Source organism: Haloarcula sp. H-hyl2 (assembly GCF_056934385.1).
In genome coordinates this window covers 1-25374 of record NZ_JBRIIJ010000009.1, presented here as the reverse complement: position 1 = coordinate 25374, position 25374 = coordinate 1, and the positions used below count along the sequence as shown (strand labels likewise).

Genomic DNA, 25374 nt, shown 5'->3' with positions numbered 1-25374 from the left:
CGCCGACCAGTCACAACTCCACGTCGGCAAACGCCTCGTCGATCACCGACTCGGTCGGCGCGTTCAGATACGGCTCGATCGCGGCGAAACTGTCCCACCCGCCGACGGCCATGACGACCCGCGGGTTCATTCCCTGGTCGACCAACAAACGCTGGGCAAACCGCCGCCGGAGGTCGTGCGTCGACACCTTCTCGAAATCGTCGTTCCCGGTCGCTTCGGCGGCCCGCTCGGCGATGCGTTTCACCGCGGCCCGCACGCCAGCTTGCGACACATCGATATAGGGGTCCCGCGGCGCGATGTTCTCGGCGTTCTGGTACTGCTGAAGCGAGCGCTCGACGCGATCGGGCAGGTACGCGTCCCGTGGCTTCCCGTCACCGCCACTCGTGTCCTTCCCACGACGCACCCGAAGCCGATACTGCCCACTCTCACTGTCCTTCACGTCGACGGGCCGCACCTGTGGCATCTCGAACGCGCGCAACCCGACGAACGCACCCAACTGAATCAGCAGGTCGTCACGCTGACTCGTCGCCGCCCGTCGCAACTCCTCGATTTCCGGATCGGTCAACCAGACCTTGTGCTCGCTCCCCGCAGTGGCCTCGATACGCATACCAGTTTGTTGAGTTTCCGTAACTAAGAGCGTTCGGGACGGCCCCGATCACCACCCAGACCGGACCCAAATCGAGGATTCTGTTACGACTTGTATGAGAAGTCGGTACACTCGGTCTGGTTTGACAGGTGTGTCAAAACTAATCTCCACGATGTTGCACAGTGTACCACAACACTTATTACAATGGGGTACAATGTACCACATAGAGAAAGATGATGTCCGCTACCGACCTCCGCCCCGGCGCCGAGCTCGAAACCGAACACGGTGAAGAACTGATCGTCACCGACCGCGACGGCGACACGATCACCTGGGATGTCGACGGCGACTACACGGAGACCTTTAGCATCGAGGAGGTCCAGAACTCGATCGACCACGGCATCATCGAGATCGTCTCCCAGGGAGGCCGCACCACTGACTCCGAGGGCGCCGACAGCTACGAGCGAGAAGAGATAGCCGACGCCGATCCGTCGGATGTCGACGACGCAGACCTTTACATCCGCTTTGGCAACCTGCCGGAAGACGGGCGCTCCTACGACAACCGCAACGACGTGCTCGAAGACGGCGTCTCCGTCTACGCTTGCGAGCGCGATACCACCGACGAGGACGCGCCCGAAGGTATCGACGAAGCGTACTACCTCGCTGGCACGATGCTCCAGACGGTCTTCGCGCTCATGCATCGCCAGACCTATCTCGTCACTGGCGACCAGGTCGGCACCGGCGCCGACGGCGAACCAGTCCTTGAGAACGTCGAGGTCGTCGCGACGCTTGCGACGCCGAAGGGCGTCGGCGGCTGGGTCGTGGAGGACAACTAAGATGGACGACGCTGATCTGACCCAACTGGCTGGCCTCATCTCTGACTCTTCGGCTGCCCGCGGTGTCGACTACTACGCCGTTGAGGTCTGTGGCAAATCCGCTGCCGAGTGGGCCAAGATGACTGGCCGCGACCGGTCGACCGTCTCGCGGAACGTCCGTCGCGCACAGCAATGACGAGTGAAGAGGCCTGTATCGCGGCCCTGGAGCACGCCGCCGAGCGACTCGGCCACAGTCCCACCCAAGCAGAGTACGACGACCTCGGACTCATCCCGTCGTCGGGGACCATCAAACGCGTCGTCGGGTGGGACGAAGCGAAACGCCAAGCCGGTCTTGCGACGATGGCCAGTGGGAAGACCTACAGCGACGAGGAGATCATCGCGGCCGTCGCAGATGTCGCCGACCGGGATGATACTGCTGGCCGGCTGGGCCGGGCTCGATACGAGTATCTGCGTGACGACGACCAGCCATCTCACGAGACCGTCGTCCGGCGGCTAGGGTCGTGGGACAATGCGACTGAGGCAGTCGCGCGGACCACGGACAACTGACACCGCCGATACTGGCGGGCAAGCCGACGAGAAATCACACCCCAATCCACGACCGAACCGAGTCGACCGCAACCGCGGCGAGCGCCACCGCGACCAGGACGACCACCAAGAACTCGACAACCGCCAGCCCCGGCAGCGCACGCGCCCAGGGATATCGGACACAGGCAGCACGGCCACAGGCATGGGTCACAGCCCACAGGAGCATCACGATCGTGACGACGACGGCCAGCCCGCTCTTGAGCCAGTCGATCATCACCAGTCGTCCACGTCCTCCAGTGCGATCGCCTCGACCGACTCGACCCGGAGCACAGTCGTCCGGTCCATCAGCGGCTCGACGTAGTCCGGCCCAACCAGTGGCAGGAGACGCGCGAAGTGTGCCAGGAAACTCTCGTGCCCCTCGATGTGGCCATGCAGTGAACCCAGCGACAGGCTGACGTACCCACACTGGTCACACTCGAAGACGACCAGACTCCCGTCGGACTCGTACTGTTCGTGCAAGAGCAAGGTGTCCAAGTCCAACCCAGTCATACCTTCCCCCAGTTCCATGGCATCCACGACTTGTTTAACCAGTCCGGCAGGTTCTCGATGTTCCGGGTTTCAAATCCCACTACGTCGGCGTTTTCGTGCGAGGCGATAGTCAGCATCTCGTCCATTGCTAAATCCGAGATGCCGGCACGCGACTCAAAGACGATGTATTCCTCACCACGATCGACGACTGGCTTGCTCGACGACTCGAAGTGACTACTGGTCACCTCGCTCCCGAACGCACAGACGTTGTGAACTTCCTCGTCCTCGAAGTTGCCATACTCGATTGTGAACGGTCCGTGGTCACCCAGAAAGTCGACCGAAACACAGTCAACCGCCGCGTACGGGTTCAGTGCCGCTTCGAACGCCTGTTTGAGTCCGGTTCTATCGTAGGGGTATCGGTCACCCATCCTCTCACTCCCCCTGATCCCCGAACCCCTCGTTCAGTGCCTGTTCGGCAGCGATCCGCTGAATCACGTCCGAGTCCTCCAGGTCCGGCACCGACCCGTCACAGATCCGCACACAGTAACAGCGCTCGCCCAGCCGCTCGACGACGAGATGCACGTCTTTCGGATTCCCATTCTCGTCAACGAGGTCGTCCCGTTCGAGTTGTGGTTTCGGAATCGTCACGGCGCCACTCCCGCTCCGGTTCTGTAAGGTCTGCATATCGAAACAAGACAACTACCGGATAATAAATGGCCCCGACGAGTCCACTTTATGTCCACGACGTGGCCACGATAGTGCAACAAAGTGGTCCTCAGACGACCTCTTAAGCCGGAATCCTGGCATACCGCGCCCAACCCGCGAGCGGTTCGCGGGGGGACACGATAGGTATGCAACCCACCGACGCCGGCAATCGAGAACCGCCGGATGGCGTGGTCGAACCCACGCCAGAGACCTGGCGCACCGACTACAGAAACATCGACGCGCGACGCCGCGCCCGAGACCGGGCCGAATCGGCTGGCGCGAGCCGCGACCTGGACCATCTCGGACTGGCAGGAGGACCGGCGTGATCGGCTGGACCTGCCGGGACTGTGACGCGCAGTGTCGGACTGACGATCCCGACGCGGCCGACCGCGTCGCCCAGATCCGCGACGCCCACGAGGCGCTCGCGGACCACGAGACGCGCACCGTTTCCCAGACACTTCCTCAGAACTCATGAAACGACAGCTTTCAGCACTGCTCGTATCGCTCCTGCTGGTCTCGACCGTCGCGGTCGGGCCAGTGGCCGCCGCACAGATCAACCCCAACGCATCCGCAGCACACAACCCCTACATCGAGGCCGACGTCACCAAGGCCGAACACACCGTCGGTGACGACGACCTCCGCGAGTACGAGGCCAACGACGGAACCTCGGCGATGCTCCCGGCGACGATGAACGACAGCCACGTCAACCCGGTGTCGTTCACCTTCTCCGACGTCCAGGCCAACGCCTACAGCGACTTCCCGCGCTCGAACGACACCGTCGACACGTGGGCGAACGCGCGCTGGTGGACTGCCGACGCCTCCGGATCGGCCGGCAGCGGGACCATCTCGAACGTCACGACCGCGCCCGACGTCGAGGGCCTCGAAGTAGCGACCTCCGGCCAGACCAGCAGCGACACCTACCTGGCGACGTTCGACAGCGTCTCGCTGACGAGCGACGTCCAGAAGCGCCACCTCCAGCTCGTCGCCGACGTCGACACGCTGGACACGGGTGCCTACGCGGAAATCCGGTTCAAAGACAGCGACGGCGACTACGTCCGCACACTGATCGACGGGCGCTCTGGCAAGATGGCGTCCTGGGACAACACCACCGCCAACCAGACTGGCGAAGGGTTCGTTTACCAGGAGCAGGTCGGCGACATGGCCGTCCAGGGGACCGGCGACGGCACCATGCAGGAGATTCAGTCCGTCGAGGTCGCCGTCATCGACGGCAACGCCGATATCGACCTCGCCGGCCTGAACGGCGAGAAACTCGGTCAGTGGGACCTCGGTGAACGTCGCGAAGACACCGACGGCGACGGCGACAACGAGACCATGCAGGTCGAGAACGTCACGATGCCCGGCGACGAGTCCCGCACCAGTCTTGGGACGCTCGGGCCGGCCTTCGAGGGCACCACGATCCACGACCTCACCGTCCCGATGCAGTTCTGGTCGTCGATGCAGCCGACCAGCGAGGAGCCTCCGCGGGTCCACGTCAACTACTCCGACGCTGACGCGTTCGCGAACTACGACAAGCGGGTCAACGACTACCGCCGGATCATCCTCCCCGAAGCCTACGACCTCTCGTATGCGAACACGGAACTCATCGCCGAGGTCGAGGTTCCCAGCACGCGCTACCAGTCCGTCGAGTACGCCACCAGCGTCGGCGACTCGACGAACATGACGAACGCCACGCTGAGCGATGCCACCAGCCAGTTCTCCTCGCTGGATAGCGAGGTCCAACTGGCGACCGGCATCTCGCCCGGCCAGGGCGTCGTCCTGCACTACGACTACGTCGTCACGAGCGAGGAGTTCGACGCCATGACCTCCGCCGAGTCCAGCGCTGGCGGCGGAGGCGGCCTGTTCGCTGGCGGCTCCGGTGGCGGCGGCATCGGCGGCTGGCTCGGGAGCCTGTTCGGCGGCATCCTCGGCTTCCTCGGACTGCGGAAGGTCAGGAGCTGATTCCTCATGCCATCGGCATCACAACTGATTGCCCGTGCTCGCGGTCGCCCGATCGGTGACGTGATCGCCTCGGGAATCGGCGGGACGTTCCTCGCCATCTACATCTCGGGCATCAACTTCGTCCAGGCGCTCGTCGGCCTGGTGACGAAACCCCTGGACGCGCTGGGCATCAACTCGGCGAACGTCGTCACGGCACTGGTCGGCGGCGCGGCCAGGATCATCCAGCAGGCCGCGACCACGACCGCCCAGTCCATCGCGCCGGGCCAGCAGTGGGCGATCGGCCTGTTCACCTTCGCGTTCGGGACTGGTGCCGTCATGCTGGTCCTGGTCATCGTCTCGTTCGCGCTGTCGCTCGGCCCGACCAGCGACACGATCCCGTTCACGTTCACCGACCTGCCGTTCGTCGGCGTCGACGAGGAGGAGGACGGGTAAGATGATCGCCGTGCCCACTCACACGAGTCGGGCGCGGGCTACTGGCGAGACTGGAGGGCAGCATGGTCGACGGTGAGGATTTCGTTCAGGTCCGCGGGACCAACGTCCGGCTCGACCTGGCCGGCCTTCTGATGGCCATCGTCAGCGGATTCGTCCTGGCCGTCCAGACGGGCGTCGTCGGGTTCGTCAACGTCTTCAGCGACGTGATCGGGACCTACTACGGCGGCGCGACGTCGTTCCTGGTCGACCTCATCGACGCGGTGTTCCCGGCGGACGCGTTCCGGATCGCGAACAACGCCGCGATCCAGATGATCCAGGGGACCGGCATCTTCGGGTTCGTCCTCGGTGCGATCGCGCTGGCGCTCACGCTGTACGTCGTCAGCGAGGTGGTCCTATGAGCCAGTCCGGGAGTAGCGGCGGCCTGTCGATCAACTCGGTACGAACCGTCGCCCGCAACGCCGTCTACTCGATCGTCCCGATCGAGGTCATCAACATCGGGTCGACGGCCAAGCGACTGCTGTCCGACCCCAGGCGAACGATCCTTGGCCTGGTCGTCGGCTACGTCGTCACGAACTTCATCAACCCGACGTTCAACGCCGTGTTCGCCGTCGGCGAGACACTCGTCCGCGGCGTCATCGTCCTGTTCTTCGGCAGCGACGGCCAGGTCGGCCCGACCGGCCAACTCGGCATCATCGACGTCCCGCTGTGGCTGGCGACGACGATCGTCAACGCACTGAGCGGCCCTGGCGCGGCCTTCCTGGGGGTAATCAACCAGTTCAACACCACGGTCGGCCAGATCGCCGCCCAGACCGGTATCGCCGCGCCCGCGGTCGTCTCGCTACTGGTCGCCGCCGAGGTCACTGCCGTGCTGTTCGCACTCTGGAGCCTCATCCAGGTGATCGACGTGCCGTTCATCCAGCTCTCCGGTCTCGTCAGAATTGTCATGGCACCAATCAATGCACTCAGAAACTTCATCCGATGAGAGGCATCGATTCACTCCGCGAGTTCGCAACACACCCGTTCAGCCTGTTCGCGGCCGTGCTGGGAACACTCGCCCAACTGACCCAGGTTCCGTTCGTCGACGCGGCGTTCGGTGTCTTGGTGTCACAGTCGGGCACGCTGTTCACGATCACCAGCGTGGCCGCGGGCACGTTCGCGCCGCAGGTCGCCTGGCTGCCGGCAAAACATCTCCAGGTGGCCGCGCTCATCACGGGCGCGCTGTTCCTGGCCTCGAAAATCAAGGTGGTCGTCATGGGATTCCGTAGGCGACTCAACGGAGGTGGCGACCAGTGAGCGCCTCGGAAGGGACGACCACGCTCCGAGACAACCTGGTCGGCGCCGTCGAGGGCCTCATCCCGTTCCTCGCCGCGGCCGCGGCACTCGCCGCGGGCGGGGCTGGCATCGGCGGCCTGTTCGGCCTCTCGCGCATCCAGACCGCGGTCGTCCTGGCCATCACGGTGACGCTGATGTTTGTCGTCGTCAGGAGCGAATCGGAACTGTCGATTCCGTTCCTCATCACGCTGGTAGCGATTCTGGTCGCGGCCTACCAGTTCGTCCTGCCAGCAGTCGTCAAGGCGGCGTTCCGACCAGTGTTCACGGCCCTGGGCCTCCAGCCCGGCGCCGTCGACGCCATCCAGTTCGTCGTCCTGTCGATCGCGGCTGTCCTGGTCTACTGGGCGGTCAAAATCCGGACCCAGAAACGCGACGCCAGCAGTGTCGCGACGGCCATGTTCGGCTCCGGACGGGGCGAGACCACGGGCGTCGTCACGAAACTCGTCGACGACTACGTGACGATCGGCCGCCTGCTGGTCACCTTCGGCCTGGCCGGGGTGGCCCTCATCGCACGCGAGGGCGGCGAGGTCGCCGCCATCGCAGGCGACTTTGTGGCCGACGCGCCGCTCGTCGCGACGAACCTCGTGACCGGCATCCTGGGCTACCTGACCGGCGGCGGGCCACTGCCGTCGATCATCGCCGGCATCCCCGGCGTCCAGCCGATCGCGTCCTGGCTGGGGAGTCTGCCACCGATCGCCTTCCTCGTCATCGCGGTCGGCCTCACGGCCGCGGCCTGGGCGGTGAGAGAACAATGATGCAAGCACCAGCGTCACAACTGCTGAAACTCGTCGCACAGTTCATCAACCAGTTCGCCGCACCGATCGCCATCGCCGCGGGCCTGTACTGGGCCTGGACGCTGTACCGACGGGTCCAGAGCGATACGGACCCCAGCGTCCGGAAGTTCGGTTCGTCGGGGCTCGGATCGTATTCGCTCCTGGTCAGCGGGTCGTATGTCTCGGCGGGCATCGCCGCGTTCATCGCGTTCGTCACGTGGCCGGCGCCGATGGAGACGCCGGCCCTGGCCGCACTCCTGGCCGGCGGCGTCGTGTTCCACGCCGCGATGGAGAAACGCGAGGACATGGAGGCGCCGTCATAATGCAGCCCGAAACCGCAATCCGGCGGACCCAGGGCCACCACCGCCACGACACGGCACGGTTCCGGATCTACTCGGCCGACGGTGAGTTCTCGATCGAGTACGCCGCGGACCTCTCGACCTGGAACGTCGCCGACGGCCCACCAGGGAACCCAGTACTCGCACAGGCCCGCATCCAGGACGCAGGGCACAACTACGTGATGGTCAACGCGAAGGCGACCGACCCTGAGGAACTGGTCGCCGAACTGCACGACCTCATGGACGGCTTCGGCGGCGAGTACGCCCACATCGGCGGCATCAAGACCTTCGATAGGTACAAAGGAGCCTGGCCGACGCTGGCTGCCCTCGCGGAGGAAGCAAAGGAGGCCATCGGGAGGGTCGTCTGATGTTCGTCCAGATCGACTCGACGGCGGCCGTCATCCTCGGCATCGCACTCGTCGCAGTCGCCGCGGCCCTGGTCGCCCCCGAGGCGACTGGCTCCATCATCAACGACCTCGTCACAGCAGCGGAGGGGATCGCCTGATGGACCGGGGTCGCATCGCCGTCCTGGCCGTGCTGGCACTGAGCCTGTCGATCCCCGCGGGGTCGATGGCCGTTGCCGCCGACAACGCCGACCCGTCGGCGAACATTGTCCGGCCGACGGGCACGTACACGGACCTCGCCAACGCGGTCGACTACGGCGGAATCACGGCGACCGTCGACGATCCGCAGTTCCCCAACGAGACGGTCACCGTCGAGGCCACGGTCAATAGCCAACCGATCGTGGCCGGCGAGACCGTCACCACGAGTGGCGCAACCGTCACGATCGGCCTGCCACCGTCGACGGTCCAGTCCGGAACGAACACGATCACGCTGACGCTGACCGACAGCGACGGCAACGTTGCGACGGCCACGGAGACGTTCGTCTACCGGACCTCGACGCCGACACCGACGCCGACGGCGACCCCGAGTCCAACGCCAACACCTACCCCTACCCGGGCGGAGCCGGAGCCGACACCGACGCCGGTGCCGGACCCGACGCCGACGCCCACTCGGGAGCCAACGCCGACGTCGACGCCAGTGCCGACGGCGACCGCGACCCCAACCCCGACCGCGACGACTACGCCCACGCCAACGCCAGAGCCGGCGCCCCGACCCGACCGTGACACTGGCCCGAACGCGTGGATCGACGTCCACGACAACGAGGTCAGCATCGACGAGCCGATCGAACTCGACGGCTCGGACTCGCTCGATGCCGACGGCCGGATCGTCCGCTACGCGTGGGACCTTGACGACGACGGCGGCATCGAGGACTTCGGGACGGCCACCGTGGCTCAGTTCGACGACGCAGGCGAACACGATGTCGCACTGACCGTCACCGATGACGACGGGAACACGGACACCACCGAGACCGAAATCGACGTCCTCGACCCGACGCCGACGGTGACAGCGACGGCGACCCAGACCGCCACGCCGACGGCGACGGCGACACCGACCGAGACGGTCACCGCGACACCCGTACCGGCCGGCGGAGCGGCCAGCAGTGACTCGACGCCGACCCCGACGCCGACACCCACCCCCGCATCCGGGGGTTCCAACTCGAACACGGGCGCACAGGCGTCAGGCTCGTACTCGATCGACGAACTCCGCCAGGGCGGTCGGCAGCCGGCCTCCGCACCGCAATCAGTTCGCGTCCTCGGGTCGACCGGGGCGCTGGCGGTCCGCTACGAGCCGGCAAAGCCACTGAGCGACCAGCGACAGTACCTCGAACCCGGCACGACACTGCACACCGACGACATTCAGTTGTACTCGACGCGCTTCGGCCGATCGATCGAGGACCGCGACGTGCAGCTCCACGTCGTGTTCTGGCGGCCGGTCGACCAGCAGATCCAGACCGAGAACGGCACCCGGACGGTCACCGTCGCCGGCAACCAGTCCGAACGCGTCTACGACGTCTCACTCGGAACGGGCTACTCGACGGCGAACGTCACGCTCCCGAGTCACTTCGACCAGAAGTTCCAGGCCACGATGTGGCTTGCCGACGGCGGCCAGCCCATCGACGGCGCTCGCTGGCGGTTTGGCCACCAGTCGAGTCAGTCCGCCGCCGGGACGACGGTCAACTCGCAGGGTGACCTGTGGGTCTGGGCGGCCCAGAACATCCTCATCATCGCCGTTCCCGGACTGCTCGCCGGCACGGTCGGCGCTCGGTCGATCATCCAGCGCACCGCTCGTGGCCCCGATAAGGGTGCGATGTGGTGGGCGATGGTCGTCGGTATCGCCGGGTTCGTCCTGGCGACGATGGCCTACTTCCAGACGGCCCAGATCATCACACGACTGCCGCAGGTGTTCGGGGGGATCATCGTCGCCGTCGGCTTCATCGCCATGCTCGAATCGATGGGGCCGCGCAAGCGCACCGACGAGTTCGTCCGCGACGAGCTGGGCGACACCGTCGACACGATGGGCGAGAACGTCCGGAACCACCTGTATCGGGACAAGGCCCGCATCCAGACGGTGCGTCGGGACGACGGCCGACTCGGACTCATCAAGTCCGGCATCCGGCCGTTCCTGGCCCGGCTGTTCGCCGATCCGGCGACCATCGACGACGCGGACCTCAAGACTGACATCGAGGTTCGCCAGGGGCCGGACGACCACGTGTTCCTCACCGATCCCGACGCCGACGACCCACTCGACTGGACACCGGCCCACTGGACGTTCGAGCCCGAGCTACTGCGGGACGACGTCGAGTTCGACGACGAGGTCGGCCAGGTCGAGCGCATCCTGACGAAACTGAATACGCGACTCCTCGCGGCGACGGCGATCGGCGGCGTCGCTGGCTTCGTCACGGGCGGCTGGCTGTTCGGCGCCGGCACGACGGCCGCACTCGTGGGCGCTGGTGTCGGGTTCGTCGCGATGGCTGCCACGGCCAACGACGGCTATGCCGAGTTCGAGCCGGCGCCGATCCACTACCGACCGGCCAGGGCGACCCTCTCGAAACTCGGGCCAGCCCACGCCGACGCCAAAGGACTCCGCGAAGCTTGGAAAGAAGTCCACAAAGAACGCGCCTCGACGGCCCAGGACGCTCGTGACCTCGAACAGGACCGTGACGAGACGCTGACCATGACGATCGCGAAAGAGGAGATGCCCGGCGTCGAGCGCGGTCGCGACACCGACGACGACCCGCTCTCCGACCGCGCACAGACCAACGGCCACAGCGACACTCGGCGCCATCCGGCCGCTGACGACCAGGGGGACGACGACGATGAGTAGCCAGGGCCAGCAGGCAGCGGCCGAGACGTCGGTCGACAAGCCTGACGCGGCGCATCCTCGCGTCGCCGTCGACGTCCTCCAGCGCGACCAGCGCGCCGTCCTGTTCCACGGCGACCAGGACCGCACGCCACCAGTGTACGCCCTCTCCGATGGGTTCGGCCACCGTCGCGAGGTCATCAACTGGTGGCAGGCGGCGTGTGTCCGGACGTTCGGCCATCTCCAGCAGGAGTTTCCGGCCAACCAGATCGTTCGTGACGAGCGCCTGCTGGCCGCGCTGACGGGGGACGAGGACGACGACGCCCATCTCCGCCAGCGCGTGCTCGAACGCTCGATCGACGCCTGTGACCGTGCCTACCGCGACCTCGAAGGCCGCGCCCAGGAGTGGCTGGCAGATTCGGAGGACAGCGGCGAGGACTACCAGTCGATCGACCCAGCCGACCAGGAGCACGTGGCGATGCGACCGGCGTTCTCCCGGCTCGACACCGAGCAGGCGCGCGTCCTGGCGAGCCTGTGGGACGGCTTCGAGGATCGGGAGGCCATCACCCGCTGGACCCATTCGTTGCCGGCCGTCGCGGAGTTCGACGGCCTACTGGACCGCTCGATAACCACCGCCATCGCGACCGACAGACACGCACTCGAAATGCTACAGACAGAGACACACACCGCGCATCACTGGCGTGATCGCTTCGCGGCAACCATCCTGTTGCCCGCGTTCGCGGCCCGGACCGACCGACTCCGGGCCGGCGAGCGAGCGACCGCGTCACGCAGTGAGCGCCACGTTCCGAGGGGGTAACGATGAGTCAGACAACCACCTGGGGCGAGCAGACCGTCCAGGCGGTCGGCGAAGACAGCGCACCCGCCGACTGGCACACCGATGCCGACGAGATTCGGCGCCGGTTCTCGATCCCCAAGCTCGACGTCGACTCGTTCACCGACCACCACCCGAAGGCCATCGCCTACCCGGATATGGTCATCCACGAGAAGACACCCGACCGAACCCTCTCGACGGGCGGGACCGACGGGCTGTTCCGGGGCGATCGGGACTGCGGGAAGACCACGTTCGCGCTGAATCTTTCGGCCCGGCTGATGGACGAGAACGACGAGCGCGTGATCTGGCGGGGCCGAAAGGGCGGCTCGGGCTGGCTGGCCTTCGCGCCCTGGACGACGCTGTATCTCCCGTCGGAGGTCGAGATCGAGGCGACGTGGATGGACGACCACGCCGACCTCGCGATGGGTAGCGGCGAGACTGCCGCTCTCGACGACGTAGTTCGAGACGTGTACCGCTATGATGGCATCTACGACCTGCTACGGGAGTTAGGCGACCGCTCCGGTGGGACGTTCAACGTCGTCTATCCCGACCCGCTGTTCCGGGACTGCCATGCGGTCACCAAGGAAACCGACCGCGGGCAGTTCGCGGGCGGCCTGCCGTTCACGCCTGAACACCTGGCCGACGAGGACGACACACCCACGCCACTGACGGACTGGTGGGCGCCGTTCCTGGTCGCCCGCGCCGAACACGGCCCGTTCGAGTGGACATCGTGGGTCTGCGACGAGGCCGGCGACCTGTTCCCCGAGCACGCTCGCAACGAGGATGGTCGGCCGTTGTACGACCTCATCGATATGCTCCGTGGCGTGTGGGCGACCTCGCGCAAGCGGTTCCTCTCGCTGTTCATGTTCGTCCACCACGAGCAGAACCTACACAGCGAGCTGCGCCGCGAGTTCAAGTGGCGCGTGGTGATGCCCGACGGTCGCTCGAACCCGATCGCGGGCTCACGGGCGACCCATCCAGTCGGGTTCAAGGGCGATATCCCGATGGAGGCCGACCTCATGTCCGGCGCGTCGATCGGCGAGGCGCTGTGTTACACGAAACAGCGCTGGTCGTTCTTCGGCTGGGGCGATATCTCCTGCTCGGGAGCGAACGCCGACCGCTGGCTCTCGATCAGTGCCAGCCCCGACGCCAAGCGTGAGTTCGAGGACGACACTGGAGGTGAAGCCAGTGCTTGAATCCGGATCGACTTTCGATATCGATCGCGACCCCGGTCGCGCCGACTTGTCGCTCAGCCGAGAATCTACGCGCGGGCGCGATGCTATGCAGAGCGAGGCCCCCAGGGGGGCCGGTTCAGTCCGTGTACGCACTGGCGCATGGATAATGCGCGCCCGGCCAGCCGCGGGGACTGTGCGCGGCCGCCCGGAGGTGCGTGCATGAACGTGGCCGCGCAGTTCGCGACGCCCACGGGCGAGGCCGCGAGTACGACCGGGAGCGCGGGCGGGCTCGTCCTCCTGGCCGTCGTGGCCGCGCTCGCACTCGCCGCCGTCGATACCTGGACCGGCATCGACGTGCTCGGCTGGCTCCCATCACTCGGTGGCTCACTGGACTCGTCGGGCGGCGCCAGCGGCGACAGCGGCCTCATCGGGTCGACACTGACGTTCCTCACGTCGACGCCGATCCTCCTGCTGGGTGGCGTCACGACCCTGCTGGTCCTGATCCTCTCGGGGGCGTTCGCACTGCCGGAGGGCACTGGGCTCCAACTCGTGATCGCCCTGGAACTCGTCGCGACGTACCTGATCCTCCAGGCCCTGGGCCAGTACTCGTTTCGTCTGTTCGCCCTGGTCGGCGCCGCCACGGTCGTGATCGGCCTGTCGGCACTGGGCGAGCCGGTCATCGGGACGATCGTAAACTCGAACGTCGGCCCGATCGTCGCCGTCGGGACCATCCTACTCCTGTGGCGGCTGCTGGGCTCGGGCGACACGACGCGCCGGATCGTGGTCCGTGGGCAGGTCGAGGACGGTGATGACCAGTGACTGTCCTCGTGATCGGCGACGCCCTGCGAGCGATCGGCCTGCCCGGTTCGATCGCCGTGTTCGCGTCGGGCCTGGTCGCGCTGTATCACGGCCGCTCGATCATGGCCTTCCTGGGCACGATCGGGTTCGCCGCCAAGGTCGCCGGCGCGATCGGCGTGCTCCTGTTCGCGGCGTTCCTGGGGCTGATCCCGGGCGTCACGATCGATGTGTCGCTGACGACGCTGACGGACGTGCTCGGCGCGCTCGTCGACGTGGCGACCGCGATCGCGGAGGTGGCACTGTGAGCAAGACAGACGCGACGGCACTGGTCTCGTGTCAGCGCTGTGCGGCGGCCGATGACGAGTGTCGATTCTGCCCGGCCTGTGGGCGCGACAGGCGGAGGTATGCATGAGCATGGACGACCTATTGGACCGACTCGGCAGCGGTATCGACAGCCTGAGCGATAGCAGGCTCAAGCAACGGCTCTGGGCCTGGATCACGACGGCGGCCACGCTGGGCTCGATCATGTGGTGGCATAGTCCCAAGTGGCCCATCTACGACGAGATGGCGGTGGCGATGGCTGTCGTCGCCGTCGCGTCGGTGGTGATCGTGCTCGGGCCGGCGACGGTTCGGCGAGTCCAGCCACTGCTGGAGAAGGCATACGACTACCAGCCACACCTATCGGAACCGTCTCAGTACGTCGTCCCGTGCCTGGTCGTCATGCTGACACTGTCGGCTGTTCTGGCTGGCATCGGTTCACTGGGACAGACCACTCTAACGCAGGCTGCACCGTCTGACGCGACGGTATTCCACGATTTCGAGGACGGGACAGACCAGGGCTTCGGCGGCGGAACCGTCGTCTCGAACACTGGGCAAGGGAACGGAAGCTACGTACTGAAAATCAACCACCAAACTGGGAACTTCCAACCCTCGGCCGACACCTATACCGAAATGTCGTGGACACTGCACATCACAGACTTCGAGGATGATACGAACACAGCGCCAGTGAATGTCATGGGGCCGAGCGGGCACGTTATGGACGCTGAAATACGGTCTGACAAAGCGATTCACTTTGCCAACGGTGACGCTGTCACCCTCCCAAAATCCGAAACGGTCCAGTTCCAGATGGATAACATCGATTACGGCACCCAAACCTACGATTTGGAAATCATCAACCTGGATCAATCGACTACACTTTACCAGGGCACGCGCTCGTTCGCCGATTCACCTTCGGAAATCGACTTCTTCAGCTACTCGACGAACGCCGGGTCGACGAGCTATCTCGACTCGTGGGCGCTCGGTGGTGGGGCAGCCTCCAAACCCGGTGTATATACACTCAACGGCACCGTCACCGACGGCTCGGGCAATGTCGTCGGTGCCGCCGATGTAACGGTCACCAACGGGACCGGCGCCACGATCGCCACGACCACGACCGACGCAGGCGGTGACTACTCGGTCACAGTCACCGACGGCACCGACGCCACGGTCACGGTCTCGAAAAGTGGCTACAAGACCGCCAGCGCCTCGACGACCGTCTCCGGCGCGACCACGCTCGATATCACGATGCCCCAGTCCGACCAGACGAAGTTCGTGCTGGACGACCAGACGCAGCGCGGCTTGTTCCCGGCCGGCCAGACGAAACTCGTCGTCGAGAAACGGTCGAGCCTGCGACCGCCCTACACCTACACGACAGTCTCCAGTACGACCTTCGGCGCCGATGAGGAAGTGACCACGAATCTCAAACTCGGCTCGAAGTACCGCGTCGCCGTGCAAGCGCCGGGCTCGTCACTGTCCTGGCGTGGCTGGCAGTACACACAGAACACGCCCGACGTGATCCAGATCACGCCGACCGGTCCCTCGAAGTACATCACGAACCAGACCCAGCCGACGCCGACACCGACGGCAGGGTCGACGCCGACGGCGACTGGACCGACGCCGACCCAAGGCGGCTACATCACGCCGGAACCCACGCCGACGGCCGACCCGATCACGCCCCAGCCAACGCCCACACCGTCGGACCCGATCATCGGCCCGATCTTCCCGCCCGAAGATACGCCGGCACCGGACCCAACGCCGACGCCAGGCGACGGCGGGTTCGTCACCCCGACGCCGATCACGCCGGCCCCGACGCCGACGGCGGCCAACGTGACGACGCCGAACGCGACTGTCACGCCGACGCCGACCAACGGGACCGAGGACTATGACTACTGGGTTACTCGCAAATGCGAACTGCCGGGAACTGGCGACCCTGGACTCATGGTCGAGTTCTGGGACCCTGACTACGAAACGACGCAGATCGACCTCACGATAACGGCATATGGCCGTGAGTCCTACATCAGCAAGACGTTCGTCGAGCCGATCGGGCTCTGGAAATCTTGTGTCGGCGTGCAGGACTTCGTGGACGATCCGGGCGACCCGACGCCGACGCCTGGTCTGGATGCGACGCCGCTGCCGACGGCGACACCGCCCGAGAACGGTAGCGTGTGTGACGTAGCCCAGGTCCAGTTCAAGGCCACCAACAGCAGTGGCGGCACGGTCGCCAACGGCACACAGGACTGTCAACCGCTGCCGACCGAGGACGACCCAACCTGGAATGTCACGACGCCGACGCCGTCGAACGGCTCGAACGCCGTCGGCGGCGGTGGCGGCGGGCCGCTCATCGGCGACGGTGCTGGAGCGGGCGCCTCACCGCTCCTGGTCGGCGTGCCCGCACTCGGCGCCATCGGCCTGGCACTCTATCGGCGCTACCAGGGCGGCGGTCCCGGTGGCTCCGTGGGAGGTGCGCCGTGATCGCCGGTCTGCCCACGACTGCCGTCGCGGGTATCGGCCTGGTCGGCGGCCTCCTGCTGTGGTCCCAGCGCCTGCGGAGCGCCACAGCGGGCGCGCTGACGACTGAGTCGGCACTGGTGTTTCTGGCGAGCGTCGCCTTTGGAATCTGGCTCGCTGCCAGTGACGTATCCGTCAGCGACCTCATGGAGGTGCTCGCCTGATGGGGCTGCTGGGCAACGACGATGACGACAGCGGCTGGACACGCCGTGCCGTCCTCGCGTCGGCGGGCACCGCCGTCGGCTATGCGGGCTGGACGCGCCTCGCCGAGTCCGACGACTCCGTCGACGGCCTGGTCGGCGGTGGTGGCGGGGGCGGCGGCAGCGATCCCGTGCGAGCGCCCAGCGGCGAGGTCACAGCGTTCCAAGTGGCAACGAGTCTTGACGAACTATCGACCCCGACGGCCGGCGAGGAACCAGCGCTGGCCTACGTGATCGGGAGCGGCTGGTTCATCTACGATACGGAGTAAACACATGGCATCCAGAATCCAGAACGGCATCCGCGTCGCACAGTCGATCGATGAACTCGAAGCTCCGGCAGAGGAGCCGGCGGTCGCCTACGTCGTCGGCCAGGGCTTCGTCGAATACACAGGAGGGAACTAATCATGGCAAACTGGGCACACGGACAGCGCGGCAGCGAGGAGAATCCGATCCCCGAGCAGCACGTCGAGGAGCAACACGTCGGATCGCTAGATACAGAGAAAATAAACAGCACAGTTCACATTTCATCAGGCAACGCCACCGATGTTCGAGCAGCATTCGACGAAAACGGTGGTGGCACTCGGTACGTCGTTCACGGCACAGGTTCTCCATATGTGTTCCAAGGTGGTGACTTGCTGCATTCTTTCCCGTCTGATGTGCAACTGATTGGCGTGGGAGACGTGACGTTCAAACTCGGTGACAACGTCGATGATGACTTAATTCGAAGTGCAGAAGACGGCTCTGGGTCTGTCACTACCAACGTTCACATTCAAGGGATAACGTTCGACGGGAACCGAGCGAATAATACAATTTTCGCAAACGACCCAACAGGTGACCCACAGACGCTAAAAGGGTCCGTCGGAATCAGACCTGTTAATTGTGCAAACTGGAGAGTGGTGGACTGTCACTTCAAGGATTGGACGAGATTCGGTTACTGCGCTAAGTTGACGCAAGGGCCGATGCTTGTGAAAGATTCCACGGCGGACAACTGTGGCGACGATGGATTTACGGTGTCGAATCAATTCTTCGACGTTCGAGACCCAGACGAAGGGGGGCATTTGTTCCTAAATATCAAAGGCACGAACTGCGACGACCAGGGTATCGAGATCGAGGACGGTGCGAGAAATTGCACCATCCGCGACTCAAGTTTTCACAACAACCGAATCGGTGCGACTGTCAAAGGACACGACGGAGAGCAAGCGTGTGAAAATGTGAGTTACGTGGGTTGTTCTTTCTCTGGTAACGACAAAGGAATTCATTTCTATTCCGGACACAACGGTAACCCATCACTGGGTCACACTGTTGAGGACTGCGAAATCAAGGTCTCTGGCGGGTCGGGAAAAATTGGTATCTTGATTGGTCAACCGCCAGTGACTGGCAACCGAGTTCCTCTTAAAGAACTTGACATTTCAAACACGACGATTCGAGTTGACGGCGCTGACAAAGCTCTTCAAATCCCTGCTGAGATTGATTGCGAAGACATCGACATCAACGTGGACATCTTTGCGACGACTGCTGAGACTCCTCATGGAATTCAAATTCTTGGACGGTGTTCGAACGTCAACATTTCGGCAGCGATTAACGGAAACGGATACCTTCGTGATGGAATTGCTCTTCGCCCGTCTGATGGTGATATCGACGATGTGACTATATCTAAAGAGACTCACGTACAAAATTGTAAGAGAGCAGGTCTGTATGTCTTCGAGGATGTAAATTCGAATTCCAACGGGAAAGTGTCTGGGACGTACAAAAACAACGGACAAGACACAGGTCTTGGACAAACCGATAGAGCCGGAATCTCTATCAAGCCTCTGGCATCCGGGACAAGTGTTACGGATTACGTCTTTACGAACATTCGTGCATACGACGATCAGGGAACGCAAACACAACTTCGAGGGATCCACGTCAACCCATCAAATGCTGATAACAACGTTTGGGATAACATCAACATCCGAGGAAATGCAGACGTGAATAATCTCAGTGGTAGCTTTGGACCAAGCTCGGTTATTAACGCACTGAAACCTGCGTTTGACGTGCATACAGGGCTTTCGCCAAGTTCTGGAAGCGTGGTTGTCAACTTCGACAAATCGTACACATCGAAACCAATCTTGGATATAACGACTGAGTCGGAGGCAATTCCGAGCGTCTCATATGGCACTGACGGAAACGGAGATTACGATTCGGCGACGATCTCATTTGTGGACAACTCTGGATCGACCGTCAATCCAACTACCCACGTTCGTGTGAACTCCACCGACTAATCTCAATTAGCGAGTCGCATTGAGCATCGCCTGCTGACTGCGGATTGAGCGGCTGATTCGACGAGGGTTTTCTGAAACAAATCACTTACCGTAAGGCCACTCGGGGAACGATCGTCCCGATTGCCCCAGTGCCGGTATCCTGCCGTACAAACTGTCTACCTTCGGTCAAAGCCAAAACCGGCCGACCAACCGACTGCGGGAGCGCGGCGAGCGCTATGCGAGCCGCGCAATTGGACTGGCCCCTTAGGGGCAACTACCGTAGGGGTATGTGGGGACCCCCGACACCGGCCCGAGACCGCTACGCACCGCTGAGGGCGTGAGAGACGACGGTTACAGCCGGAACCGGGCCGACAACCTGAGCGAGGAACTGGCTCAGAACTGGCGGCGATCGACGACGCCTCCAATGTATCCGCCAGTGAAACATACGAAACGAAAAACAGACAGCAGACTTACCTAAGAAGGGTGAAACGAACGGCGAGAAACGACACCTCAGAACAGCGCTGTCGCTACCGATCCGGCACGCACGTGGGCCTCTCGGCCCGTGCTACCGGAGTATCAGCCAGTCGTGGCGATCGACGTCGATCTTCACTGCGTCGGGTTCGATATCGCCGCGCTCCAGGTACCGATACACGTCGGCAGGGCTGTAGTCGAGGTTCTCGACGAGCATCCAGCCGTGGCCGTCGTCGCTGGCTGGCTCGTCGTCGCTCTCGTCGGTCCCAGACTCGTCGCCGTCACTACCATCGTCGTCGGCCTCGCGCTCCGCACGCCGCTCCTGGCGGCGCTTGTCGGCGTCAGAACGAATGTCGTCGAGGCCACGGTCGGGATGCACCTCTTGCAACCGCTCGATCGCGTTCAGTCTCAGTTCCTCGTTGTGGTAGACGACGACGCGGGGATAGGTCGTCCGATGCAGCACGTCCTGGTCTTCGAGTTCGCGAACGATTTCCCGCACGTAGTCTCTGCTGTAGCCTGTGTACTCGACGAGCGTATCGTACGAACAACCCGACGTCGTCGCGACCGTCCACAGCACGTCCCAGCGGGCCTGGGACAGCGACTCGTAGGTGGTCTTGAGGATGCGTCGCTCCCGCTCTTCGTTCGCTTCGGCCATCGCCTGGCGCCAGCCCTTCGGCACGATCACGTCGACGCGCTCCCGATCGAGGGGCTGGTAGTAGTCATCCTCGCGCAAATCAGCCAGCGCGACGCCCGAGCGGATGGCCATCGTCGAGGCCATCTGCCGGAGCGTCGCCCGGAGTGCCATCCACTCGTCGGCGTGCGGGAGGGTCGTCCCGCCGTCGGTCCCGCTGAAGAACGCTTCCAGCTTCGGATGCTTGAGCCGCTCATCGGCCGGGTTCCCACCGACACGGTAGACCTTCAGCCCGAGGTTGTAGCCGTCGCGAGCGGCGTAGCCGGCGAACCCGATTCGGTCCCACATGTCGCTGACGACACGCTCCTCGACGTGCTGGCCGCCAGCATACTGCCCACCACCGCTGGCGTCACCGTCGCCGCCAAACTCGACAAGCGTGCGAGCACTGCGGAGCTTGTTCGCGACAACGTCCATCAGACTCTCGTCGATCCGGTGGTGGACCTCGCCTTTCCAGACACGCCAGGACTCGCGGTTCATCTGACTCCAGTCCGGTCGGTCCTGGTCGAGCGCGTCCATCGCGGCGTTGACGACCTGGATCGTCCGGGCGATCGTCTCCGCGGAGCCTGCGTAGGTGGTCTGACTCCTGAATTTCGTTCCCTGGCCGTGCTGGCAAATCAGCGGGTCGCCGCTCTTGTAGACCAGATCCTCGTTCTGTGGCTGGACCCAGGTCTGGAAACTGACGGGCGCCCGCAGTGATCCGTCGTGATTCGCCGCGAGCGTCCTGCTTTCGGCGTCGTAGCGCATCACCTGGATCGAGTACTCGTATCGCCGCGAGCCGGTAATCTCGCGCCCGTCGGCGTCGGTACCGACCTTCCAGGGCTTCGAGGAGAGCACCAGATGCGCAGGAAACTCGTCGTGCAACCAGTCGAACCGCTCGTGAACATCCTCGACGAGGACGTGCGGTTCATCCTCGGCGTCGCCGACGTGCTCGCGCCAGCCGTGGAACAGCCGTCGGTACGCGAAGTCCTCACCGTCGTCGAGGTCGTTCACGACCGATTCGAGGCCGTGGCCGTGGTCGGTCGGATCGGGGTAGTCCAGCGTCTCCCAGTCGCCGGCCGCACCCTCGCCAGCGTCCTCGATCGTCCGCAGGTCCGGGCCGGGCGTCGTGATCGTGCCGGCCTCGGTCGGGACGCTCGCCATCAGCGATGCACCTCCGGCTCGGGAACGGCGACCGGACAGGTCTGGCCGTCGACGCGGGCCGAGAGCCCGACCGCCACGTCCGGCGCCAGTGCCATCGGCAGGGGCAGGACAACGTCACGGCCTCTGTGTCTGCTACACACGTAGGCGTAGACCGGAGCCTGGTCGCCGTCGACGGCCGCCGGGTCGGCCAGCAGTTCCACAGGAACCGCAGGGGTACCGATATCGTCGACACGCTGGCCGCAGATCGGACACAGCGCCGTGTCGTCGTAGGGCAGCAGGTCCGGCGCCAGGACCGACAACTGCGTCGCCGCCGGCTCCTGGTCGGGCGTGATCGTCACTCGGGCTCACCCCCGTCGGTCGCGAACGCGCCAAGCGTCGCCTCCTCTGTCTGTGCGCTGGTCTCGTCGGTATCGACGCCGTCGGGACTGTACCCCTCGACGAGCCGCCCGGCGTCGCGCTCGTCGCGCTCTCGGAGGTCGGCGGCCGTCACCCCCGACTCGGCGTCACAGCAGTCACACGGACGGCGTGGGCCGAGTAGCAACCGGTCGGGCCGTTCGCCCTCCAGTTCGAGGAACTCCTCGCGCTGGTCGAGGTGCTGCATGATCTTCGCCCGTGGTTCGTCCAGCGGGTTCCGAGGATTGTCGTCGTCCTGCGGGTTCGCCAGCCTGAGTTCACACGCTCGCCAGGCACGGACTCGCTCGATGGAGTCCATGCTGTCGATGAGTGTGAGGACGATTCGCCGCCGATCGGCGTCGGTGATGAGCTCCCGATCGAGCCACCGGGCAGGGTCCTCGCCGATGCGTTCGCGAGTCTTCGGACAGCGGAGCCGCTCGTCGCGGTCGCCGGCCTGGGTGGTCGAGGGCATCTACGCCTCACCTCCCGCGAACGCCGCCAGCGATGCCTGTTCATCGTCGTCATCCTCGAACTCGTCTGGCGTCGACCCGTCCCAGGAGAACTTCAGGAACGCGTCACACTCGTGGTTCGTACAGCGGCCGAACGAGGGCGTGTACTGGCGTGGCTTCGACGTCAGGATGTTGGCCTCGAAGGCCTCGCCACAGGCCGGACAGTCGACCTCGACACGCTCGTTAAACGGCAGGGCGAGCGTGGCGTCGGCGCGTTCCTCGCGACGCTGTCGGGTCTTGCGCTGGGGGCCGGTCGCGATCGTCACGCCGACGCACCTCCGTCGAACTCGGAGAAATCGGCCTGGTGGTCTGTCTCGCCGATCACCTCGAACGCCGGAGCGCCGAGTGGATCGGGGCCATACGAACAGTACACCGCGCCGTCCTGGGCGATGAGTTCGCGTTGGCCACGTGGCGGGAGCCGACCCGACAGCAGATCGTCGTCGACGTCACAGTAGTTCACCGACCAGGTCGGCAGGCCCAGCGATCGAGTCTCGCTGACGTCGCGGACCTTCTGTTCCCGGTCGCATGGAACGATGATCTGGTCGCCACGCTCGACGAGCGCTGGCACGTCCTGGGTGGTGCGCGGGAACTCCGCTTTTCGGACACTGCCGTCAGCGGTGCCGTATCGGTTTTCCTCGACACTGAGGCCGAGTCTCGACTCGTCCAGCGTGCAGGCGGTTTCGTCGTCCACCAGTTCGACGACCGTGTAGGTCCGATCCCCGCGGTGGTACTGACCAGACCGGAGTTCGTGGTCGTAGTGGCGTTCGCAGGCACTGGCGGCGAGGTCGGCCTCAGGGAACAGCCCCTGCCACTCACACCGCAGGTTCGTACAGGTGACGAGATAGCCCTGCTCCGTGGCACGAAGCGTGTCGCGCCCGATCGGGCGACCGACGATGATATCGGAGCGATCGACGACCTGCATCTACCGCTCACCCCCCTCGGGCGCCGGCAGACCATGATCCGCGACGCAGTTCGAGCAGGGATACAGCCCGGCTTCCCGGAGGTCACCGACCGTCGTCTCGACGTTCCGCAGGAGGTGGCTCCCGCAGGGGCCACCCTTCGCGTGATAGCACTCGCCGTTCGAGTCCGCCCTGGGGACGGCGACCTCGATCGTGCCGCCATCAGTGACCAGACGCTGCCCACGATCACCAGGCCCGCAGGTCTCGCAGGGACCGAGGCCACCGTAGACACAACTCTCGTCGCTGGTCATCCAGTACTTCGACCCGCGGAGATGGGGACACAGCGGCGTATAGTGTTTCTTCTCGCCGGTTTCAGTGGTATATCGTTTCCCACCCTGCCCGCTGGCCTTCAAGTCTTCCTGCCAGCAGTCCTCACAGACGACCGGGCCGTACTTTCCCGGGTCAAACGCGCGGAGACACGTCGGACACACCGGCACGTCGGCGACGGTCTCGGCAACACCGTCGGAATTGTCGACGTAGATCCGGTGCATGAGCGTCCGTGAGTCGTCGATATCGAAGCCGTCGGCCTGTTCGGTCCCGCCGTCACAACGGACATCCGGCTCGGTCTCGACGACGAACTCAACAGGGGACTCACCCGCGGGCTTGATCGTCAGCCGATCAGGCGCCAGGTCAGGGTTCTTCGGGTCGCGGAACTCGTCGGGATCACCGAAGTCGCCGGCGTCGATCATCCCGTAGTAGGCGTCCAGGTCCGTCGACCCGAAGTGCTGAATCGTGCTCCGCGGCGTCCGGAACACGATCTGCCCCTCGAACTCCCGCAGGTCCGTCGGGACGAACAGGCCAGACTCGCCGATGTGGGTCTCGCGAACGCCGCCGTCGGGAATCAGCGTCGTCTGTTCGGTCTCATCCTCGCTGTCGTCGCCGCGATCACGACGCTCGCTCGGGCGAACGTACTCGATCATGTCGTTGCAGTCGGGACAACTCGACCCGCCGATCTGCGGACTCAGTAGCTCGGTGAACGTCTCACCACAGCCCGGACACTCGATCGGGATCTGGGTCTCGCGATCGGGGACCTCGACGACGTGCTCGTAGTCGATCGTGCCGCCGTCGGTCGCCACGACCCGCGGCCGTGCCCCAGTCCCGTCACAGTCGGGACAGCGGTCGTTCCCGTCGTGGATGCACACGCCCTTGGCGTGACAGATATCGTCGATACAGCCCAGGACCTCGCCCGAGCCACGGCAGTTGGGGCAGTCCACCCACGCGACGGACTCGACCGAGAGGTCACGAACGCCGTCGGGATCGGCGGCCGCAAGGCCACCGGGAGCCAGGTCGTGGGTCACGTCGACGTGACGCTGGCAGTCGGCACAGAACAGCGTCGCGCGGCGCTCGCTGTCGGTCGTGAAGGCCGCGGTCTCGATCATCCGCCCGTCGCACTCGACACACTCGCCGATGATGGCGACCTCCTCACGCGGCATCCGGCAACACCTCCTGGTCAGGGTCGGCCAGCCGAGACGAGCGGATGGACTTATCGGGCGACGGGAGTTCGTCGGGCCGGCGCGAACAGCCGCCGTAGTGGCCGTATTCGAGGTCACGAGTCGGCGACTGCGTGACGGGGGCGCGACACTCGGGACAGCGGAACTCGCAGTCTTTCGTGGGTTTGACGTTCTGCTGTCGGCGCCGGAGTTCGGCCAGGTCGATCGTCACGCCTCACACCTCCCGTCGTCCAGCGCTGGGCAGCGCTGGCCTGGCTCGAACCGACAGCCACAGAACTCACAAATCGGGCCGGTTATCGAGATGTCGACAGGTTCCCTCGCCCGACGGCGAGGGGCACCTGCCGAGTCGTGATTAACTCTCTTTTCCGAGGGAGTGGCCTCTGTCGAGTATCGGTCGACAGCAGCCGCGAGGCGTCGGATAGCGGCGACTGCGTATCCCCGGAAACGACGGATAAGAGAAGTGGACTCGCCGGG

36 protein-coding genes are annotated in these 25374 nt (G+C 64.7%); 24 read left to right on the top strand and 12 right to left on the bottom strand.

Going from position 1 to position 25374, the window contains the following annotated elements:
• Positions 1-10 precede the first annotated feature (10 nt).
• Positions 11-607, bottom strand: a complete 597-nt coding sequence (locus tag Hhyl2_RS22165; protein ID WP_483552963.1) for a site-specific integrase — start codon at positions 605-607, stop codon at positions 11-13.
• A gap of 212 nt (positions 608-819) precedes the next feature.
• Here Hhyl2_RS22165 and Hhyl2_RS22160 point away from each other — a divergent pair, with 212 nt between their 5' ends.
• The 3 genes from Hhyl2_RS22160 to Hhyl2_RS22150 are packed head-to-tail and all read left to right on the top strand — an operon-like array spanning position 820 to position 1965.
• The gene (locus Hhyl2_RS22160; RefSeq protein WP_483552962.1) at positions 820-1419 is read left to right on the top strand and encodes a hypothetical protein; all 600 of its coding nucleotides are present in this window, start codon (positions 820-822) and stop codon (positions 1417-1419) included.
• A gap of 1 nt (position 1420) precedes the next feature.
• Positions 1421-1594: a helix-turn-helix domain-containing protein gene (locus Hhyl2_RS22155; RefSeq protein WP_483552961.1), complete on the top strand. Its 174-nt coding sequence runs from the start codon at positions 1421-1423 to the stop codon at positions 1592-1594.
• Positions 1591-1965 (top strand): homing endonuclease associated repeat-containing protein, encoded by a 375-nt coding sequence (locus Hhyl2_RS22150; protein WP_483552960.1) that lies wholly within the window; start codon positions 1591-1593, stop codon positions 1963-1965. The genes Hhyl2_RS22155 and Hhyl2_RS22150 overlap by 4 nt, the downstream gene beginning before the upstream one ends.
• Positions 1966-1999: 34 nt before the next feature.
• Here the strand turns inward: Hhyl2_RS22150 and Hhyl2_RS22145 are convergent, their stop codons facing one another.
• From Hhyl2_RS22145 to Hhyl2_RS22130, 4 genes are read right to left on the bottom strand one after another with little or no spacing between them, the layout of a single operon-like run.
• The gene (locus Hhyl2_RS22145; RefSeq protein WP_483552959.1) at positions 2000-2218 is read right to left on the bottom strand and encodes a hypothetical protein; all 219 of its coding nucleotides are present in this window, start codon (positions 2216-2218) and stop codon (positions 2000-2002) included.
• Positions 2218-2493 (bottom strand): hypothetical protein, encoded by a 276-nt coding sequence (locus Hhyl2_RS22140; protein ID WP_483552958.1) that lies wholly within the window; start codon positions 2491-2493, stop codon positions 2218-2220. The genes Hhyl2_RS22145 and Hhyl2_RS22140 overlap by 1 nt, the downstream gene beginning before the upstream one ends.
• The gene (locus Hhyl2_RS22135) at positions 2490-2900 is read right to left on the bottom strand and encodes a hypothetical protein (RefSeq protein ID WP_483552957.1); all 411 of its coding nucleotides are present in this window, start codon (positions 2898-2900) and stop codon (positions 2490-2492) included. Before Hhyl2_RS22135 ends, Hhyl2_RS22140 begins: the two co-directional genes overlap by 4 nt.
• Before the next feature lie 4 nt (positions 2901-2904).
• Positions 2905-3156: a DUF8053 family protein gene (locus Hhyl2_RS22130; RefSeq protein WP_483552956.1), complete on the bottom strand. Its 252-nt coding sequence runs from the start codon at positions 3154-3156 to the stop codon at positions 2905-2907.
• A gap of 167 nt (positions 3157-3323) precedes the next feature.
• Between Hhyl2_RS22130 and Hhyl2_RS22125 the strand changes: the two genes are divergently transcribed.
• The 21 genes from Hhyl2_RS22125 (at position 3324) to Hhyl2_RS22025 (ending at position 19307) form a co-directional block, all read left to right on the top strand.
• Positions 3324-3503, top strand: a complete 180-nt coding sequence (locus Hhyl2_RS22125) for a hypothetical protein (RefSeq protein ID WP_483552955.1) — start codon at positions 3324-3326, stop codon at positions 3501-3503.
• Positions 3500-3652: a hypothetical protein gene (locus Hhyl2_RS22120; protein WP_483552954.1), complete on the top strand. Its 153-nt coding sequence runs from the start codon at positions 3500-3502 to the stop codon at positions 3650-3652. Before Hhyl2_RS22125 ends, Hhyl2_RS22120 begins: the two co-directional genes overlap by 4 nt.
• Complete coding sequence (locus tag Hhyl2_RS22115) at positions 3649-5136, top strand: hypothetical protein (RefSeq protein WP_483552953.1); 1488 nt, start codon at positions 3649-3651, stop codon at positions 5134-5136. Before Hhyl2_RS22120 ends, Hhyl2_RS22115 begins: the two co-directional genes overlap by 4 nt.
• Positions 5137-5142: 6 nt before the next feature.
• A complete protein-coding gene (locus Hhyl2_RS22110) occupies positions 5143-5568 on the top strand; it encodes a hypothetical protein (RefSeq protein WP_483552952.1) in 426 nt (141 codons plus the stop codon).
• A gap of 62 nt (positions 5569-5630) precedes the next feature.
• Positions 5631-5966, top strand: coding sequence for a hypothetical protein (locus Hhyl2_RS22105; protein ID WP_483552951.1), 336 nt, complete (start codon positions 5631-5633; stop codon positions 5964-5966).
• Positions 5963-6550 (top strand): hypothetical protein, encoded by a 588-nt coding sequence (locus tag Hhyl2_RS22100; protein ID WP_483552950.1) that lies wholly within the window; start codon positions 5963-5965, stop codon positions 6548-6550. The genes Hhyl2_RS22105 and Hhyl2_RS22100 overlap by 4 nt, the downstream gene beginning before the upstream one ends.
• Complete coding sequence (locus Hhyl2_RS22095) at positions 6547-6861, top strand: hypothetical protein (RefSeq protein WP_483552949.1); 315 nt, start codon at positions 6547-6549, stop codon at positions 6859-6861. The genes Hhyl2_RS22100 and Hhyl2_RS22095 overlap by 4 nt, the downstream gene beginning before the upstream one ends.
• Entirely contained in the window at positions 6858-7655 is a 798-nt protein-coding gene (locus Hhyl2_RS22090; protein WP_483552948.1) for a hypothetical protein, read from the top strand. The genes Hhyl2_RS22095 and Hhyl2_RS22090 overlap by 4 nt, the downstream gene beginning before the upstream one ends.
• Positions 7652-7996, top strand: coding sequence for a hypothetical protein (locus Hhyl2_RS22085; protein WP_483552947.1), 345 nt, complete (start codon positions 7652-7654; stop codon positions 7994-7996). Before Hhyl2_RS22090 ends, Hhyl2_RS22085 begins: the two co-directional genes overlap by 4 nt.
• On the top strand, positions 7996-8379 hold the full coding sequence (locus tag Hhyl2_RS22080) for a hypothetical protein (RefSeq protein WP_483552946.1): 384 nt from the start codon (positions 7996-7998) through the stop codon (positions 8377-8379). The genes Hhyl2_RS22085 and Hhyl2_RS22080 overlap by 1 nt, the downstream gene beginning before the upstream one ends.
• The gene (locus Hhyl2_RS22075; protein ID WP_483552945.1) at positions 8379-8516 is read left to right on the top strand and encodes a hypothetical protein; all 138 of its coding nucleotides are present in this window, start codon (positions 8379-8381) and stop codon (positions 8514-8516) included. The genes Hhyl2_RS22080 and Hhyl2_RS22075 overlap by 1 nt, the downstream gene beginning before the upstream one ends.
• On the top strand, positions 8516-11239 hold the full coding sequence (locus Hhyl2_RS22070) for a PKD domain-containing protein (protein WP_483552944.1): 2724 nt from the start codon (positions 8516-8518) through the stop codon (positions 11237-11239). The genes Hhyl2_RS22075 and Hhyl2_RS22070 overlap by 1 nt, the downstream gene beginning before the upstream one ends.
• Positions 11232-12032 carry a hypothetical protein gene (locus Hhyl2_RS22065; RefSeq protein WP_483552943.1) on the top strand — a complete coding sequence of 267 codons (801 nt, stop codon included), beginning with the start codon at positions 11232-11234 and terminating at the stop codon, positions 12030-12032. The genes Hhyl2_RS22070 and Hhyl2_RS22065 overlap by 8 nt, the downstream gene beginning before the upstream one ends.
• A 2-nt stretch (positions 12033-12034) precedes the next feature.
• Positions 12035-13243, top strand: a complete 1209-nt coding sequence (locus tag Hhyl2_RS22060; protein ID WP_483552942.1) for a hypothetical protein — start codon at positions 12035-12037, stop codon at positions 13241-13243.
• Between the two features lie 198 nt (positions 13244-13441).
• Positions 13442-14041, top strand: a complete 600-nt coding sequence (locus Hhyl2_RS22055) for a hypothetical protein (protein WP_483552941.1) — start codon at positions 13442-13444, stop codon at positions 14039-14041.
• Positions 14038-14325 carry a hypothetical protein gene (locus Hhyl2_RS22050; RefSeq protein ID WP_483552940.1) on the top strand — a complete coding sequence of 96 codons (288 nt, stop codon included), beginning with the start codon at positions 14038-14040 and terminating at the stop codon, positions 14323-14325. The genes Hhyl2_RS22055 and Hhyl2_RS22050 overlap by 4 nt, the downstream gene beginning before the upstream one ends.
• Before the next feature lie 109 nt (positions 14326-14434).
• Positions 14435-16810 (top strand): carboxypeptidase-like regulatory domain-containing protein, encoded by a 2376-nt coding sequence (locus Hhyl2_RS22045; protein ID WP_483552939.1) that lies wholly within the window; start codon positions 14435-14437, stop codon positions 16808-16810.
• On the top strand, positions 16807-17010 hold the full coding sequence (locus Hhyl2_RS22040) for a hypothetical protein (RefSeq protein ID WP_483552938.1): 204 nt from the start codon (positions 16807-16809) through the stop codon (positions 17008-17010). Before Hhyl2_RS22045 ends, Hhyl2_RS22040 begins: the two co-directional genes overlap by 4 nt.
• Positions 17010-17315, top strand: coding sequence for a hypothetical protein (locus Hhyl2_RS22035; protein ID WP_483552937.1), 306 nt, complete (start codon positions 17010-17012; stop codon positions 17313-17315). The genes Hhyl2_RS22040 and Hhyl2_RS22035 overlap by 1 nt, the downstream gene beginning before the upstream one ends.
• 4 nt (positions 17316-17319) lie before the next feature.
• Positions 17320-17448: a hypothetical protein gene (locus tag Hhyl2_RS22030; protein ID WP_483552936.1), complete on the top strand. Its 129-nt coding sequence runs from the start codon at positions 17320-17322 to the stop codon at positions 17446-17448.
• Between the two features lie 2 nt (positions 17449-17450).
• On the top strand, positions 17451-19307 hold the full coding sequence (locus Hhyl2_RS22025; RefSeq protein WP_483552935.1) for a right-handed parallel beta-helix repeat-containing protein: 1857 nt from the start codon (positions 17451-17453) through the stop codon (positions 19305-19307).
• A 544-nt stretch (positions 19308-19851) separates the two neighbouring features.
• On the opposite strand, the gene Hhyl2_RS22020 is transcribed toward Hhyl2_RS22025, so the two are convergent.
• The 7 genes from Hhyl2_RS22020 to Hhyl2_RS21990 are packed head-to-tail and all read right to left on the bottom strand — an operon-like array spanning position 19852 to position 25111.
• Positions 19852-21588 carry a hypothetical protein gene (locus tag Hhyl2_RS22020; protein WP_483552934.1) on the bottom strand — a complete coding sequence of 579 codons (1737 nt, stop codon included), beginning with the start codon at positions 21586-21588 and terminating at the stop codon, positions 19852-19854.
• Positions 21588-21926, bottom strand: coding sequence for a hypothetical protein (locus Hhyl2_RS22015; protein WP_483552933.1), 339 nt, complete (start codon positions 21924-21926; stop codon positions 21588-21590). Before Hhyl2_RS22015 ends, Hhyl2_RS22020 begins: the two co-directional genes overlap by 1 nt.
• Positions 21923-22453 (bottom strand): hypothetical protein, encoded by a 531-nt coding sequence (locus tag Hhyl2_RS22010; RefSeq protein ID WP_483552932.1) that lies wholly within the window; start codon positions 22451-22453, stop codon positions 21923-21925. Before Hhyl2_RS22010 ends, Hhyl2_RS22015 begins: the two co-directional genes overlap by 4 nt.
• Complete coding sequence (locus Hhyl2_RS22005; protein WP_483552931.1) at positions 22454-22756, bottom strand: hypothetical protein; 303 nt, start codon at positions 22754-22756, stop codon at positions 22454-22456.
• Positions 22753-23412 carry a hypothetical protein gene (locus Hhyl2_RS22000; protein ID WP_483552930.1) on the bottom strand — a complete coding sequence of 220 codons (660 nt, stop codon included), beginning with the start codon at positions 23410-23412 and terminating at the stop codon, positions 22753-22755. Before Hhyl2_RS22000 ends, Hhyl2_RS22005 begins: the two co-directional genes overlap by 4 nt.
• Positions 23413-24882 carry a hypothetical protein gene (locus Hhyl2_RS21995; RefSeq protein ID WP_483552929.1) on the bottom strand — a complete coding sequence of 490 codons (1470 nt, stop codon included), beginning with the start codon at positions 24880-24882 and terminating at the stop codon, positions 23413-23415. It lies immediately after the preceding gene.
• Positions 24872-25111, bottom strand: coding sequence for a hypothetical protein (locus tag Hhyl2_RS21990; RefSeq protein ID WP_483552928.1), 240 nt, complete (start codon positions 25109-25111; stop codon positions 24872-24874). Before Hhyl2_RS21990 ends, Hhyl2_RS21995 begins: the two co-directional genes overlap by 11 nt.
• Positions 25112-25374: the final 263 nt, after the last annotated feature.